We start from the raw sequence: 13,946 nt of genomic DNA, 5'->3' as shown, positions 1-13,946 counted from the left end.
CCGTCCGGGTCCTGCTCGACGCCGGTCAGGCGCACGCCCCACTCGGTCTCGACGCCGAGCCGGGCCACCGCCGCGCGCAGCACGTCCTCGGTCTCGGCCCGGCTGATGAGCAGTGTGTACGGGTACGAGGTGGGCGTCGTCGCGTAGTCGGCCTCCAGGCGGGTCAGCGGGCGCCCGCCGGCGTACACGGTGAAGGCGTGGTTCGCGCGGCCGCGCCCGAGCAAGGCTTCGACGACGCCCATCTGCGCGAACGTCTCCAGGGTGCGCGGGTGCACGGCCACGGCCCCGCCGGTCGTGGCCGGCCCGGTCGCGGCGTCGATCAGCCGCACCCGCACCCCTCTGCGGGCGAGTTCGTGGGCGACGGTCAGACCGGCGGGGCCCGCGCCCACCACGATCGCGCCGGTTCTTCCGGCGCCCGTCACGCGCTCTCCCCGGCCGGCCCGTACGTCCGGGCGCGGCGGCTCCCGCGGCCGGGGAAGGTGGCGGGGGCGTCGGGCGGCGCCGGCTTGTCGGCGAGGGTCGCCATGGTCTGCTCCTCACGGGTTCGGTGGGGTGTGGCCGGCGTGGTCCGGTCTTCGGTCCGGGCGTCGCCGCGCCGTTGCGGCGGGGCGGCGCGGTACGGCGTCCGGCGGCGCTCTCCTCGGCCGTTCCGCACGCGGCTCCTGGACCGCCGCCCCTGAAGGCTCGTGTCTAGGCGGTCGCGGTCAGGACGCGCGGGGCCGGGGCGAGGCGGTGCGCGACGCGGCAGGCGCGGCCCAGCAGCCGGGGCAGTTCCGGTCGGCGTACGAAGAAGTGGTCGCCGGGCAGGGTGCGGGTCACCGTGGGCCCTTCGGTCCAGCGAGCCCAGTGCGCCATCCGGCCGGGGCGGGCCAGCGGGTCGTCCGCGCCCGCGACGGCCAGCACCGGCACGGTGAGCGGGCCGCCCCGCACCGGTGTGCGGGCCGCGTCGCGCAGGCTGTCGGCGAGGGCCAGATCGTCGCGCAGTACCGGCAGCACGGACCGGTACCAGAAGCCGCCGGGCGCCGCGCCCTCGGGGACGGCGCCCAGCGCGTCGAGCTGCCGCACAAGCCGGGCCTCGGACTCCCGGCAGGCGTCCGAGAGTTCGGACGCGGCGTCGGGCGGGGGGCACGCTCCCACGGCGAGCAGCACCGGGCCGGGCAGCCCGGCCTCGTGCAGGGCCCGGGTGAGCGTGTAGGCGACCAGCGCGCCGAGGCTGTGCCCGTACAGCGCGTACGGGCCGGACGGGGCGCGGAAGCGGTCCATCAGGTCGGCCAGCAGCGCCTCGCTCCCGGTCACCCGTGGCTCCCGGCGCCGTCCCTCGCGGCCCGGCAGCAGGTGGGCCAGCGGCGTCACGCCGGTGCCGAGAGCGGCTGGCCAGCCGTGGAACGACGAGACACCGGCTCCGGCATGGGCGAAGCAGTGGAGCAGCACCGGTCGTTCGTCGGACATGGGCCGTGCCTCCTCGTGGGGTACGCGCCTGACGAGGATCGCGCCCGGCCCTGGAGTCCGGCTCGGGCCCGGGCCGCGTACCGGCCGGTGGCGCGGGTGCGGTGCGCGGGCGCGGCCGCGGTCAGTGCGGGGCGGGCGCGGCCAGGTGCAGGAGCGCACGGGCGGCCAGCCGGTAGCCGAAGGCGCCGAGACCGACGACGACGCCGCTCGCCAGCGGGGCGATCACCGACTCGTGCCGGAACTGTTCGCGGGCCCACACATTGCTGAGGTGCACCTCGATCCACGGCGGCGCGTAACTGGCGAGCGCGTCGCGCAGACTCCAGCCGGCGATCATCAGGGCGCCGGGATTGACGATGGCGCCGACGGTGCTGTCGCTGTGCCGGTGAAGGGCGCCGACGAGTTCCCCTTCGCCGTCGTGCTGGACCGGAATGACTTTCCAGCCCTGGGCGGCTATTTCCTCGGCGACCGCCGCTTCGATATCGGCAAGCGTGTCGGTGCCGTATATCTCCGGCTCACGCCGTCCCAGAATTCCGAGATTCGGACCGTTCAGGAGAAGTACCGCACTCACAGGGGCCACCTCGATACGCGCGTGGGTCCGCGCCGTCCGGCCGCGGACTGGGGACCGGGCCCATGGTGTCGCCGGCCCCGGCCCGCCGCCACTCCCAGAGCTGATAGTCCACGCCCCTTCGGACCTGCGCCTTCGGGTGCGCGGCCGCGGGACGCTGGAGGCCCGCTCGGGCGCCGGTGGACTCCGCCCACAGGCGGCGTCGCCCGGCGCCGCCGGCGGTGTGCCCCCGCCCTACCCTGGTCGGCGCTGACCCCCGCTCGGACGGCACGGACCCCCACGACAGGAGATGTGATGCTCGATTCTCCGTCTCGCTTGAGGCTGCCCCCCGTTTTCTCCGTCGTACGCGCATGCCGGAACGGAACCTGCGAAACAGTCCGGCTGTCCGAGGCCTCCTGTTCCGCCTGGTCCCGCGGAGAACTTGAAGAAGGAATTCGGCTGGCGGCGGCCGCCGGACAATCAGAACCCGAATGCACCGGCAATTGCAAGGCTTCGGCAAAGATCTGGCACGCCTCCCTCGCGGTCGGTGTCCGCGATCTCGCCACGGCGGGGCAGGCCCTCGCCGAGGTGGACGAGGTGACGGCCCGTCACCCGGGTGACGGCGCGCTGGTCACCGCCGCGCTGCTGTGCGCGGCCGATCTCGCGTTCGCCCGGGGTGAGGTCGCCGCCGCCGTCGAACGCGCGGGGCGGGGCGTCGAGCAGGCACACCGCCACGGCCTGCACCGCTTCCTGCCCGACGCGCACACCGTGATGGCGCTGAGCGCCCTGCGCCAGGGCAGTCTCGGCGTGCGCACGGACCTCGCCGACCAGCTGCGGGACTGCGCGCTGCTCGGCCAGACCGCGCACCGGCCGAGCCAGTGCGCCTGGGCCGCGGCCCAGCTCCTGGAGGTGCGGGGCGGGGCGTCGAGCGCGGCCCAGCTCGTCGTCGGCATCATCACCGACGACCGGCTGCTCCTCGAACTGCTGGCGTCCCAACCCGCCGCCGCCGCCTGGCTCGTGCGGGCCACCCGGCAGCTGGGCGACGAGACGCTCGCCCAGCGGGTGGTCACGGAGGCGTCCGCGCTCGCCGCGCGCAACTGCGGGCTGCGCTCCCTGCGGGCGGCGGCGATGCACGCGGGCGGGCTCCTGGACCGCAGCCCGGAGCGGGTCGTCGCGGCGGCCGCGGCGCACCTGGACCCGTGGGCCGCCGCGTCCGCCCGGGAGGACGCCGGGAAACTCTTCGCCGCGCGGCCCGCGGAGCGCGAACGGGCGGTGGAGGCACTCGCGTCGGCGGCGGACGGCTATACGGACTCCGCGGCGCCGCGCGATGCCCGCAGGGCCGCCAGCCGGCTGCGCTCGCTCGGGGTGCGGCGGGGCCGGTATCCGCAGTGCGCGGGCCAGGACGGCGTGCACACCGGCGCGCTCACCCGCACCGAGGCGGCCGTGGCCGAGTTGGTGAGCCAGGGGTTCACCAACTCCCAGGTCGGAGAGCGGCTGTTCATCTCCGGGCACACCGTGGCGTTCCACCTGAAAAAGATCTTCCGGAAGATGAACGTGGCCTCGCGGGTGGAGCTGACGCGGACCTGGAGCCAGCTGACGGGCGCGGCCGCGGGGGTCGTACGGGCGTACTAGGTGTTCTGGACCTGGCCGGGGTCAGAGGATGCGGCGCGGCCGGCCCGGTGGGCCCTGCCGCTTGCGCCACTCGCGGGGGTAGCCCACCGACACCTCCTCGAAGCGGACGCCCTCGTGGTAGGTGGTCCGCGGGATGTGGAGATGGCCGTAGACCATGGCGGCGACCGGGAACCTGCGGTGCCAGTCGGCGGTCAGCCGGGTGCCGCACCACATGGCGAACTCCGGGTACCACAGCACCTCCGTCGGGTGCCGGTCGAGCGGGTAGTGGTTGACGAGGACGACCGGCAGGTCGCCGGGGAGTTCCGTGAGCCGGCGTTCGGTCTCGGCGACCCTGGCCCGGCACCACGCCTCGCGGCTCGGATAGGGGTCGGGGTGCAGCATGTTCTCGTCGTTGCACACGACGCCCGTGCTGTGCGCGTACGCCAGCCCCTCGTCCTTGGTGGAGTACCCGGGGGGCAGGAACGAGTAGTCGTACAGCAGGAAAAGCGGGGCGACGGCCACCGGGCCCCCGGGGCCGTCCCAGACGGGGTAGGGGTCCTCGGGCGTGGTGACGCCCAGGTCGCGGCAGAGGGCGACCAGATGCTCGTAGCGGGCGGCGCCGCGCAGGGTGACCGGGTCGCGCGGGTGGGTCCACAGCTCGTGGTTGCCGGGGACCCAGACGACTTTGCGGAAGCGGCCGGCGAGGGTCTTGAGGCACCAGCGGATGTCGGCGACGGTCTCCGCCACGTCACCGGCGACCAGCAGCCAGTCGTCGTCCGTCTCCGGCGCCATCCGCTCGACCAGCTCCCGGTTGTCGGCGTAGCCGGTGTGCAGGTCGCTGATGGCCAGCAGCCGCCCCCCGCCGTGCTCCCGGGCGCTCACCTCGGGGACGCCAGGTCGGGGGTCCGCGCGTCGGTCAGGCCCATCTGCGCCTCGGCGTTCTCGTCGATGCGGGCCATCGCGACGCGCAGGACCGGCGGTGCCATCAGCGACGTCACGATCGCGACCAGGATGATGACGGTGTACGACTCGGCTCCGAGCACGCCGAGTTGGAGGCCCACCATCGCCACGACGACCTCGATGACCCCGCGCGAGTTCATGCCCGCTCCCAGCGCGAGGGCCTCCCAGCGGCCGAGGCCGCTCAGCTTCGCGCCGAGGTAGGCGCCGGCGAACTTGCCGAGGATCGCCACGGTGAGCACGACGCACGCCGCGCCCAGGACGACCGGCCGCGTCAGCGCGGTCAGGTCCATGCGGATCCCGGCCGTCGCGAAGAAGACCGGGGCGAGGAAGGCGAGGACGGTGGTGCGCAGCGGGGCCAGCTTCTCCCGGTCCAGTTCGCCACTGGTCGCGATCAGCGCCCCGCAGACGAACGCGCCGAAGACGGCCTCCATGTGCAGCGCCTGCGTCGCCGCCGCGCCGAGCAGCACGATCACCGTCGCCGTCGCGACCGTGGGCGCCGGCGAGGGGGAGCGGCCCGCGGCCCGCAGCGCCGCCTTCACCAGCGGGCGGCCCGCCACCCAGGCGACCAGGACGACGGCGACGGGGTGGAGCAGCGACGTGGCGATCGTGCCGGTGCTCAGACCGGCCGTCGCCATCGCCGACACGATGGAGAGCAGGAACCAGCCCACGATGTCGTCGATGACTCCGGCGGCCAGGGTCAGCTGCCCGATGGAGCGGTGGAGCAGGTTCATGTCGATCAGGGTCTTGGCGATCACGGGGATCGCGGTGACGCACATGGCCACTCCCAGGAACAAGGAGAAGACCGTCGGGCTCGTGCCGTCCGGGACCAGTGCGGCGGGCAGCAGGTACCCGACCCCGATCCCGAGCCCCAGGGGCAGCAGCAGACCGGCGAGGCTGACCCGCGCGGCGGTGAGGCGGCGCCGCCTGACCAGGTCGAATTTCAGGTCCATGCCGGTGATGCCGACGAGCAGCACCACCCCCACCTGCCCGAACGCGTCGAGCAGATGCATCTGTCCGGTCTCCTTCGGCAGCAGCCAGTCGGCGCCCGCGGGCCAGACGTGGCTGAGGACCGAGGGGCCGACGACGACTCCGGCGAGCAGCTCGCCGACGATCGCGGGCAGGCCGAACCGTGCCGCCAGCTGCCCGAGGGCCAGCGCCAGCACGAGCAGCAGCGCCAGCTGGAGCAGGAAGACCAGCAGCGTGTGGGAGGCCAGGGTCGGTACGGGCGCGGCGCCCATGGCGGCCACCTCAGATCCGGGCTTCTCGGGCCGCGCCGACGTGCTGCCCGGTCAGCCGGTCCGCGAGGAGTCCGGTCACCCGGGTGCTCTGGTCGGCGAGGAAGAAGTGGCCGCCGGGGAAGACCTGCAGCTCCGTCAGGCCCGTGGTGTGCTCCTCCCAGGCCGCGGCCTCCTCGACCGAGACCCGGGGGTCGCTGTCGCCGGTAAGCACCGTCACCGGGCAGGACAGCTTCCGGCCCGGCGCCCAGCGGTACTTCTCCACGGCGTGGTAGTCGCTGCGGATCGCCGGCATGATCATTTCCCGTACGTCCGGGTCGGCGAGGAGCGCCGCGGGCGAGCCGCCCAGCCTGCGCACCTCGGCCAGAAGCTCCGTGTCCGTCGCCAGGTGGAGCCGCTCCTCGCGGTCGTGGGAGGGGGCGCGCCGGCCGGAGGCGAAGAGGCGTACGGGGCCGGGGAGGCCCGCGTCCTGCATGCGCAGCGCGATCTCGTAGGCGAGGACGGCGCCCATGCTGTGCCCGAACAGCGCCAGGGGCTGGTCGTCGAGGTGGCGTATCGCCTCGAAGATCTGGTCGGCGAGGCCGGGGATGCTGTCGATGTTCGGCTCGCCCCTGCGGTCCTGCCGTCCCGGGTACTGCACCGCCAGCACGTCGACCGCGGGCGTCAGCGCCCGGGACAGCGGGAAGTAGAAGCTCGCGGAGCCGCCGGCGTGCGGCAGGCACACGAGGCGGATCCGGGTCTGCGACACCGGGTGGAACCGGCGGACCCATGTTCCGAATTGAACCGTTGCTTGAGGCACGGCCAGTAGATCCCTTCGGGAAACGTCCGATGGCACGCTGCCGCGCGCGCTCTGTGAATGGTCCAAGCATGGGAGGCGAGCGCTCGAGTCCCACTGGAGATCCGCCGGTGGATCCGTCGGCGCGGAGGCCCGGTTCCTGTTCTCCCGGGCATCATGGCCACGGCCCGGGCCACGGCCCGCCGTACCTCCCGTAGGAGACGATCATCGTGAAGATAGTCGCGGACACCGGTAAGTGCGTCGGCGCCGGGCAGTGCGTGCGCGTCGCGCCCGCCCTGTTCGACCAGGGCGAGGACGACGGCGTGGTCGTGGTGCTGGACGCCGCGCCCGCGCGGGCCCTGCGGCCGGCGGCCGAGGAGGCCGTCGACCTGTGTCCGGCCCGGGCGCTGTCCTGCACCGGCTGATCAGGGGGTCACCGGGGGCGGCGGGCGACGATCCGGGCGTGGTGCGGGTCGGTGCTGTCCGCCGCGACCAGCGCGTCCAGCGCCTCGTCGAGGAACTCGTCGACGCGGTCTCCGAGGACCTCGGCCTGGGAGGCGAACCAGGTCCGCCGGAACCGCACGCGCATCGCGGCCAGTTCGTCGGCGGTCAGGGGCGTGCCCTTCTTCCTGCTGAAGGGGTGCGGGAGTTCGGGCTCGTAGTGGACGAGTTCGAGCCCCGCGTCCGTGAGCAGGGCGGCCACGTCGTCGGCCGGGTAGTCCCGCATCGCGGGCGGCACCTCGGCGAACAGCTCCCGCCACTTCGGGGCGGCCGCGAGGCGGCGCAGGATCCCGAAGAGGCCGGTGCCCTCGCTGCGCGGCTGGGCGCCCGTCCACTGCAGTACGAGGTGTCCGCCCGGACGCAGCGCGCCGGCCATCCGGCGCAGCGGCTCGTGCGCCTCGGAGACCCAGTGCAGCACCCAGGAGGAGTGGATGACGTCGAACCCGTCGCGCGGCAGCTCCAGTTGCTCGACCGTGCGCACCTCGGCGTGGACGGGGAGGCCGGCGCAGCGCTGCCGGGTGGCGTCCACCATGGACGGTGAGGCGTCGCTGGCCCAGACCTCGAAGCCGCGCTCGGCGACGGTACGCGCGATCTCCCCGGCGCCGCAGCCGACCTCGGCGAACGTGCCGCCCCGCTCCAGTGCGTCGCCGGTGAGGGCGAGCGCGGCAAGCGCCGTCTTGACGTGCGGCGAGTTCACCTTCACGTACTCCTCGGCCACCCATGTGTTGGTGCCGTTCTCGGTATCGGTCATCGGTGAAGTCCTGTCTCTGGCAGGGATGTTGAGGAGGTGGGGGACGACGGGGATCTCACGGTTGCCGGTCGAGTCGCAGCGGGAGCCGCTCGCACCGGGTGACGCCGGGCCGCGGCACCCAGGAGATCTCCTCGCGCGCCACCGCCAGGGACAGTTCGGGGAAGCGGCTGAACAGGGCGTGCAGCGCCACCTCCGCCTCCTGGAGCGCGAGGGGCCGGCCGAGGCAGTGGTGCGCCCCGCGCCCGAACCCGAGGTGGTCCTGGCCGCCGTGGTCGCGGGCGATGTCCAGCCGTTCGGGGCCCTCGAACCGGCGCGGGTCGGTGTTGGCGGGCAGGATCAGCGGCAGGACCGTGGCCCCCGCCGGGATCGTCCGGCCGCCCAACTCGACGTCCTGGGACAGGTACCGGGGCATGCCCCACTGGGTGGGGCCCAGGCGCATGAGTTCGTGCACGGCCTGCGGCCACCGGAACGGGTCCTGCCGCAGGAGCGCGAGCTGGGCCGGGTTCTCCAGCAGGGTGAGGACGGCGGTGGCGAGGAGCTGCGTCGTCGTCTCGTGCCCGGTGATGACCAGGGTGAAGACGAGGGTGACCATCTCCTGCTCGCTGAGGCGGTCGCCGTTGTCCTCCTGCGCCTGTACGAGGGCGGTTATCAGGTCGTCGCGCGGTTCGGACCGCCGGCGCGCGATCACCTCCCGCATGTGGTCGACGCACTCGCGCATGACGGCCGGGATGCGCGCGCGGTGTTCCGTGGGCGAGCCCAGGCAGTCGCCCCACTCGTACCACGGCGCACGGTCCGCCTCGTCGATGCCGACCAGTTCACAGATGACGGTGAAGGGCAGGGGGTAGCAGAACGCCGCCATGAGGTCGACCGGCGCCCCGCCGCGGCCCTCGCGCGCCAGCCGGTCCAGGAGGTCCGCGGTGATCTCCGCGACCCGCGGGCGCAGGGCGGCCACGCGGCGGGCGGTGAACGCCTTCGAGACGAGGCCGCGCAGCCGGCGGTGGTGGTCACCGTCGATCTGCATGAGTTTGTCGTCGAGGTAGTCGACCAGGTCGGAGGGGATGTTGAGCTGCTTCATGATCGTGGTCCGCGCGGCCGGGGCGTCCGGCACCGACGCGGGGTTGTTGCGGAACAGCGGGTCGGTCAGCACCCGGCGGACGTCGTCGTAGCGGGTGACCAGCCACATCGGCGGTCCGCCCAGCATGGTGCCGGTCAGTGTCGGGGCCTGTTCGCGCAGCCGTGCGTATCCGGTGAACGGATCGGCCACCAGCTCCGGCGAGAGCAGTTCGACCGGGTCGGCCGTGGTCTCGGCGGTGACGGTCATACGTCTCCCTCTTCTGCGTCCAAGGAAAGGCTCACCGGCCGCCGTTCGTGGGCACGGCAGATGAGAGGGACCGGCTGTTCGGCGCGGGGACGACCGGCGCGGCACGGCTCGACCGGTGGTCGAGCGAGGGGTCCGTACCGGTCCCGTAATGTGCGTGGCTGTACCACACAGTAGAACAGGCGATTCCGGTCCGGCATCCCTCGACCTGATAGGACGCCACGGCCCCCAGAACGCCGCATTCCGGCTCCTTTTCATGCCCTCGCGTTTCTCCCGTCACCTTGTGAGTAGGGATCACGATGTCCATCACGCGCCCGCACGACCCGCATCCGGCCCCGACCGACACGGACGTGGCCATCGTCGGCAACGGGCCGGTCGGCGCCGCCCTCGCGGTGCTGCTCGCCCAGCGCGGCCGGCGCGTGAGCGTCCTGGAGCGCCGCCCGCGGCCCTACACGCTCCCGCGGGCGACCAGCTTCGACGGGGAGACCGCGCGGCTCCTCGCGGCGGCCGGCGTCCGGGAGGGGCTCGGCCGGATCACCGAGCCGGCCACCGGCTACCAGTGGCGGACCGCGGCGGGACGGACACTGCTGGACATCGCCTTCTCCCCGCAGGGCCGTTACGGCTGGCCGGACGCCAGCACCATGCACCAGCCGGCCCTGGAGGAACTCCTCGCGGACAGGGCCGCGGAACTGCCCGGCATCACCGTGCTGCGCGGGCACCGGGTCGTCGACCTCCACGACGACGGGGACCGGGTGACCCTGACCGCGGAGTCCGGTGACGGGTCGCCCCGCACGCTCACCGCCCGGTGGGTCGTGGGCTGTGACGGTGCCAACAGCTTCGTGCGCGAGCACCTCGGTGTCGCCTCGACCGATCTCGGGTTCTCCTACGAATGGCTGCTGTGCGACGTGGAGTTGCGCGAGCCGCGCCCGTTCACGCCCACGAACGTGCAGATCTGCGATCCGGCCAGGCCCACGACCCTGGTCGGCAGCGGCCCGGGGCACCGCCGCTGGGAGTTCATGCGGCTGCCGGGCGAGAGCAGCGCGGAACTGAACCGGGACGAGACGGCCTGGCGCCTCCTCAAGCCCTTCGGTGTCACCCCGGACACCGCCACGCTGCTGCGCAGCACCACCTATATGTTCCGGGCCGCCTGGGCCGACACCTGGCGGACCGGCCGGGTGCTGCTCGCCGGGGACGCGGCGCATCTGATGCCGCCGTTCGCCGGGCAGGGGATGTGCTCCGGCATCCGGGACGTCACCAATCTGGCGTGGAAGCTGGATCTGGTGCTGAGCGGCCTGGCCGGCGCCGCGCTCCTCGACACGTACACCGAGGAGCGCAGGGCGCATGTGGAGGAGTCGATCCTCGCGTCGGTCCAGCTGGGCCGGATGATCTGCGTGACGGATCCGGCGGCCGCGCAGGAGCGCGACGCCACGGTGCTCGCGGGTCGGCGCGGCCGGGTGGGACCGGGCGCGCCGGAACCGGCGAAGCCGCTGTCGGGCGGGGTGCTGTCCCGCCGGCCGACGGGCGCGGCGGGGGCCGTGGTGCCGCAGGGCCGGGTGCGCACCGCGGGCGGCATCGGTCTCTTCGACGAGGTGGTGGGCCGCGGCTTCGTCCTGCTCACCACGGACGATCCGGGCCTCGTGCTCGGCGACGGCCGGGGGGCCTTCCTCGCGGCGCTCGGCACGCGCGTGGTGCGCCTGTTGCCGTCCGGGACGACGCCCGGCGACACCGAGCGGGTTTCAGGGGTGACCGAGGCGGTCGACGTGGACGGTTTCTACGGGGCGTACTTGGCCGAACAGAACGCCACCACCGTGCTGGTCCGCCCGGACTACCACGTCTTCGGCGCGGCGGACGGCCCCCGGGCCGCGGCCGCGCTCATCGACGAGGCCCGAACCCACCTCGACGCGACCGGCCCGGCCATGGAGCTGAGCCGGACCGGTTGAGCGGCGGCGGGTGAGAAAGGGCGGTCTCCGGGAGGAGAAGACCGGGCTCCGGAAGAGCAGGGCCCGGCCGCGGGGCTCCCGGGAGGAGCGGGGTCGGTTGCAAAGGCGCACAAGGCCGCACCCCGGGAGGAGCAGAGCCGGCCGCAGGGCGCGGGAGGCTCAACTCCGGAAGAAGCGGGGCCGACCGCAGGGTGGCGAAGGCCGTCTGCGGGAGAAGCAGAGCCGGCCGCAGGGCGCACAGGGGCCGACCCCCGGGAGAAGCAGAGCCGACCACAGGGCGCAGAAACCCGGCCCCCGGGAGGAGCGGGCCCGGCCGCTGGGGCTCAGGGCCGGGTCAAGTGGGCGAGTGTGGTTGCGCCGTGCAGGGAGGACAGGGCGCCCAGCGCGGCCGGGCCCACGTCGAGCGGGGGGAGGCCGGGGCGGGTGAGGCGGGTCAGTTGTGCGGCGACGAGCGCGTCGAAGCCGGGCAGGCCGTCCGCGAACCCGCCCCCGATCAGCAGGGACCGGGGGTGCAGGAGCTCCTGGACGCCGACCGCGGCGGTGGCCAGCGCACGGCAGGTGCGCCGCAGCGCGCCGACGGCCCAGGGCTCCTCCTCCCGCCAGGCCCGCCGCAGCGCGTCGAAGGTGACATCCTCACCGCGCAGCCGGGCCGCGTGGCGCAGGGTGGCCGGGCCCGACGCGAGCGCCTGGAGGCAGCCGTGGCGGCCGCACACACACTGCGGGCCGTCGGGTTCGACGACGATGTGCCCGATCTCGAAGGAGCCCCGGCCGGGGCCGGGGCACGGCTCGCCGCCCAGGACGAGCCCGCCGCCGACACCGGTGCCGACGCCGAGATAGAGCAGGTCCGCGCAGCCGGCGGCCCGCGCCTCGGCGAGCGCGCCGAGGTCACCGTCGTCGGCCCAGGCGACGGCGGCGCCGGGGAACAGGGCGCGCAAAGCCGCGCCCAGGTCCGTGCCGGTCCACGCGGGCCGGCTCGGCCACGCGGTGATCCGCTCGTCCGCCCCGACGGTCGCCGGCATCGCGACCCCCACCGCCCGCCAGGGCGATCCTACTTGCCCCCTCAACTCACCTATGTGAGAGGAGAGTTGAGCGAGGTCGCGGGTGACGTCGCGTCGTGGCTGCCAGGTGAAGACGGTCTCGGCCACGCACCGGGTGCCGCTCTCCGCGCGCAGGGCGACCTTCGTCCCCCCGATGTCGACACCGAGGTGAAGTGCCGGTTCCACGGCGCCGCGCCGGTCCTCAGTCACCGGGTACGGACGGGCACAGGGCGAGCAGCTCCGCGGGGTGCGCGAGGACCACGGCCGGTGCGGCGGCGAGCAGTTCGGCGGGGTCGGACAGGGCCCACAGGGCACCGGCGGAGGTCACACCGGCGCCGTGCGCGCTCTCGATGTCGGTCGGCGCGTCGCCCACCATGATGGCCTCATCGGGTGCGAAGCCCAGCAGGTCCAGGGCGTGCTCGACGATGTCCGGCGCGGGCTTGGGACGGGCGATCTCGTCCGAGCCGATCACATGGTCGAAGAAGGGCAGCAGATTCAGGGTGCCGAGCAGGGACCGCGCGCGCGGCCCGCTCTTGCCGGTGGCGACGGCGAGCCGCAGTCCGCGTACCCGCAGGGTCAGGAGCAGCTCCACGATGCCGTCGAAGACCGGCACCTGCGAGGCGAGCCGGTAGCTCTCGCGGACGAACGGCTCCTCCATCTCCAGGGGCAGCCCCATGATCCGCATGATGTCCGGGAAGTAGCGCCCGAGGTGCAGGCGGTACTCGTCGAACGGTGCCGGGCCGTCACCGACGACTTCCTTGTACGCGACGGCGAACGCCTCGTACATCACCGCGAAGCTGTCGACGAGGACGCCGTCCAGGTCGAAGACGACAGCGCGGCGCACCACGTGGGGCGGGCCGGTGACGGTGGCCGTGCCGCCCGCCGCCGCGTGCTGGACGTCGTCCCGCTGAGTCGAAACAGGTGCTCTCACCGGCTTCGTCACCTCCTACTGATGGGCGGGCACGGCGGTTCGCTCGTGCGCGCGGTGGGCCGAGGAGTAGAAGTCCTCGATGACACCGACCGTGGTACGGGCCTCGGCGGCGGCTCTGCCGCGCCGGCGGGGGTCGGCGGGCAGGGCGGCGAGCGTGTCGAGCTGGCGCCCGTACTCGCTGCCGATGGGCTCGTCCGGGACGGGTACCGGCGTGGTGGTGCCCTCGCGGGTCAGCGTCAGTTCCGGGCGGGCCAGACGGTTGGGGCTGAAGCCGAAGGTGCAGCGCAGCTCAGCGGTGCCGGCGCTGCCGGTGAGCTGGATACGGGTCGTGTCGCGGGCCTCGTGGGAGGCCCAGCCGGCGCGCAGCGAGACCGAGACGCCGTCGGCGCGTACGAAGAAGCCGCGGGCGGTGTCCTCGACGTCGCCGGCGCCGCCCGCGCCCGCGTCGTCCCGCCAGGCCGCGCTCCAGGTACCGGCGCCGACGAAGTCGTTCGAGGTCACGCCGACGGTCTGGGTGAAGGGGGCCGGGCCGAGCAGGGCGGCGAGCGTGTCGAACAGGTGCCAGCCGAGGTCGAAGAGGACGCCGCCCCCGGCCTTGCTGCGCTGGGTGAACCAGCCGCCCGCCTGCGGGATGCCGCGGGCCCGCACCCAGGACAGGTCGACGTGGCGGACGCGGCCCAGTTCGGGCACCAGGCGGGCCAGGGCGCGCACGTCGGCGCGGTGCGGGGCGGCGCTGCCGGCGAGCAGGGTGGCGCCGCCCGCGCGTTCGGCGGCGGCCAGCAGGTCGGCCTCGGCGGTGGTGAGGCAGACGGGTTTCTCCAGGAAGACGCAGATGCCGCGGCGCAGCAGTGCGGCGGCGACCTCGGCGTGCAGGTGGTTGGGGACGGCGACGAC

General features: G+C 74.1%; 14 protein-coding genes. 3 read left to right on the top strand and 11 right to left on the bottom strand.

Features of this window, described 5'->3' with window-relative positions; all coding sequences use genetic code 11:
* From ABZY33_RS34955 to ABZY33_RS34945, 3 genes are all read right to left on the bottom strand, one after another.
* Positions 1-422 (bottom strand): FAD-dependent oxidoreductase (locus ABZY33_RS34955; RefSeq protein ID WP_356495749.1); only part of this gene is annotated, 422 nt, incomplete at its 3' end.
* 268 nt (positions 423-690) lie between these two features.
* Positions 691-1,449 carry an alpha/beta fold hydrolase gene (locus tag ABZY33_RS34950; RefSeq protein ID WP_356495748.1) on the bottom strand — a complete coding sequence of 253 codons (759 nt, stop codon included), beginning with the start codon at positions 1,447-1,449 and terminating at the stop codon, positions 691-693.
* 121 nt (positions 1,450-1,570) lie between these two features.
* The gene (locus ABZY33_RS34945) at positions 1,571-2,017 is read right to left on the bottom strand and encodes a type II 3-dehydroquinate dehydratase (protein ID WP_356495747.1); all 447 of its coding nucleotides are present in this window, start codon (positions 2,015-2,017) and stop codon (positions 1,571-1,573) included.
* Between the two features lie 573 nt (positions 2,018-2,590).
* Between ABZY33_RS34945 and ABZY33_RS34940 the strand changes: the two genes are divergently transcribed.
* Positions 2,591-3,625, top strand: coding sequence for a LuxR C-terminal-related transcriptional regulator (locus ABZY33_RS34940; RefSeq protein WP_356495746.1), 1,035 nt, complete (start codon positions 2,591-2,593; stop codon positions 3,623-3,625).
* A 21-nt stretch (positions 3,626-3,646) separates the two neighbouring features.
* Here ABZY33_RS34940 and ABZY33_RS34935 read toward each other — a convergent pair whose 3' ends face one another.
* From ABZY33_RS34935 to ABZY33_RS34925, 3 genes are read right to left on the bottom strand one after another with little or no spacing between them, the layout of a single operon-like run.
* A complete protein-coding gene (locus ABZY33_RS34935; RefSeq protein WP_356495745.1) occupies positions 3,647-4,486 on the bottom strand; it encodes a metallophosphoesterase in 840 nt (279 codons plus the stop codon).
* The gene (locus ABZY33_RS34930) at positions 4,483-5,802 is read right to left on the bottom strand and encodes a cation:proton antiporter (RefSeq protein ID WP_356495744.1); all 1,320 of its coding nucleotides are present in this window, start codon (positions 5,800-5,802) and stop codon (positions 4,483-4,485) included. The genes ABZY33_RS34935 and ABZY33_RS34930 overlap by 4 nt, the downstream gene beginning before the upstream one ends.
* Before the next feature lie 10 nt (positions 5,803-5,812).
* A complete protein-coding gene (locus tag ABZY33_RS34925; RefSeq protein ID WP_356495743.1) occupies positions 5,813-6,547 on the bottom strand; it encodes an alpha/beta fold hydrolase in 735 nt (244 codons plus the stop codon).
* Between the two features lie 257 nt (positions 6,548-6,804).
* Between ABZY33_RS34925 and ABZY33_RS34920 the strand changes: the two genes are divergently transcribed.
* Positions 6,805-6,999 (top strand): ferredoxin, encoded by a 195-nt coding sequence (locus ABZY33_RS34920; RefSeq protein WP_356495742.1) that lies wholly within the window; start codon positions 6,805-6,807, stop codon positions 6,997-6,999.
* Positions 7,000-7,007: 8 nt separating this feature from the next.
* Here ABZY33_RS34920 and ABZY33_RS34915 read toward each other — a convergent pair whose 3' ends face one another.
* On the bottom strand, positions 7,008-7,826 hold the full coding sequence (locus ABZY33_RS34915; RefSeq protein WP_356495741.1) for a methyltransferase domain-containing protein: 819 nt from the start codon (positions 7,824-7,826) through the stop codon (positions 7,008-7,010).
* Between the two features lie 55 nt (positions 7,827-7,881).
* A complete protein-coding gene (locus ABZY33_RS34910; RefSeq protein ID WP_356495740.1) occupies positions 7,882-9,147 on the bottom strand; it encodes a cytochrome P450 in 1,266 nt (421 codons plus the stop codon).
* A gap of 296 nt (positions 9,148-9,443) precedes the next feature.
* Between ABZY33_RS34910 and ABZY33_RS34905 the strand changes: the two genes are divergently transcribed.
* Positions 9,444-11,084 carry a bifunctional 3-(3-hydroxy-phenyl)propionate/3-hydroxycinnamic acid hydroxylase gene (locus tag ABZY33_RS34905; RefSeq protein ID WP_356495739.1) on the top strand — a complete coding sequence of 547 codons (1,641 nt, stop codon included), beginning with the start codon at positions 9,444-9,446 and terminating at the stop codon, positions 11,082-11,084.
* A gap of 323 nt (positions 11,085-11,407) precedes the next feature.
* Here ABZY33_RS34905 and ABZY33_RS34900 read toward each other — a convergent pair whose 3' ends face one another.
* The 3 genes from ABZY33_RS34900 to ABZY33_RS34890 all read right to left on the bottom strand — a co-directional run.
* Positions 11,408-12,307, bottom strand: a complete 900-nt coding sequence (locus ABZY33_RS34900) for an ROK family protein (protein WP_356495738.1) — start codon at positions 12,305-12,307, stop codon at positions 11,408-11,410.
* A 16-nt stretch (positions 12,308-12,323) separates the two neighbouring features.
* Positions 12,324-12,968: an HAD-IA family hydrolase gene (locus ABZY33_RS34895; protein ID WP_356495750.1), complete on the bottom strand. Its 645-nt coding sequence runs from the start codon at positions 12,966-12,968 to the stop codon at positions 12,324-12,326.
* Between the two features lie 99 nt (positions 12,969-13,067).
* Positions 13,068-13,946, bottom strand: an 879-nt coding sequence (locus ABZY33_RS34890; RefSeq protein ID WP_356495737.1) for a Gfo/Idh/MocA family oxidoreductase, incomplete at its 5' end; no start/stop codon positions are given.

This window comes from Streptomyces sp. NPDC006552, assembly GCF_040611655.1.
Lineage (GTDB): Bacteria > Actinomycetota > Actinomycetes > Streptomycetales > Streptomycetaceae > Streptomyces.
This window is presented reverse-complemented; position numbering and strand designations above follow the sequence as displayed.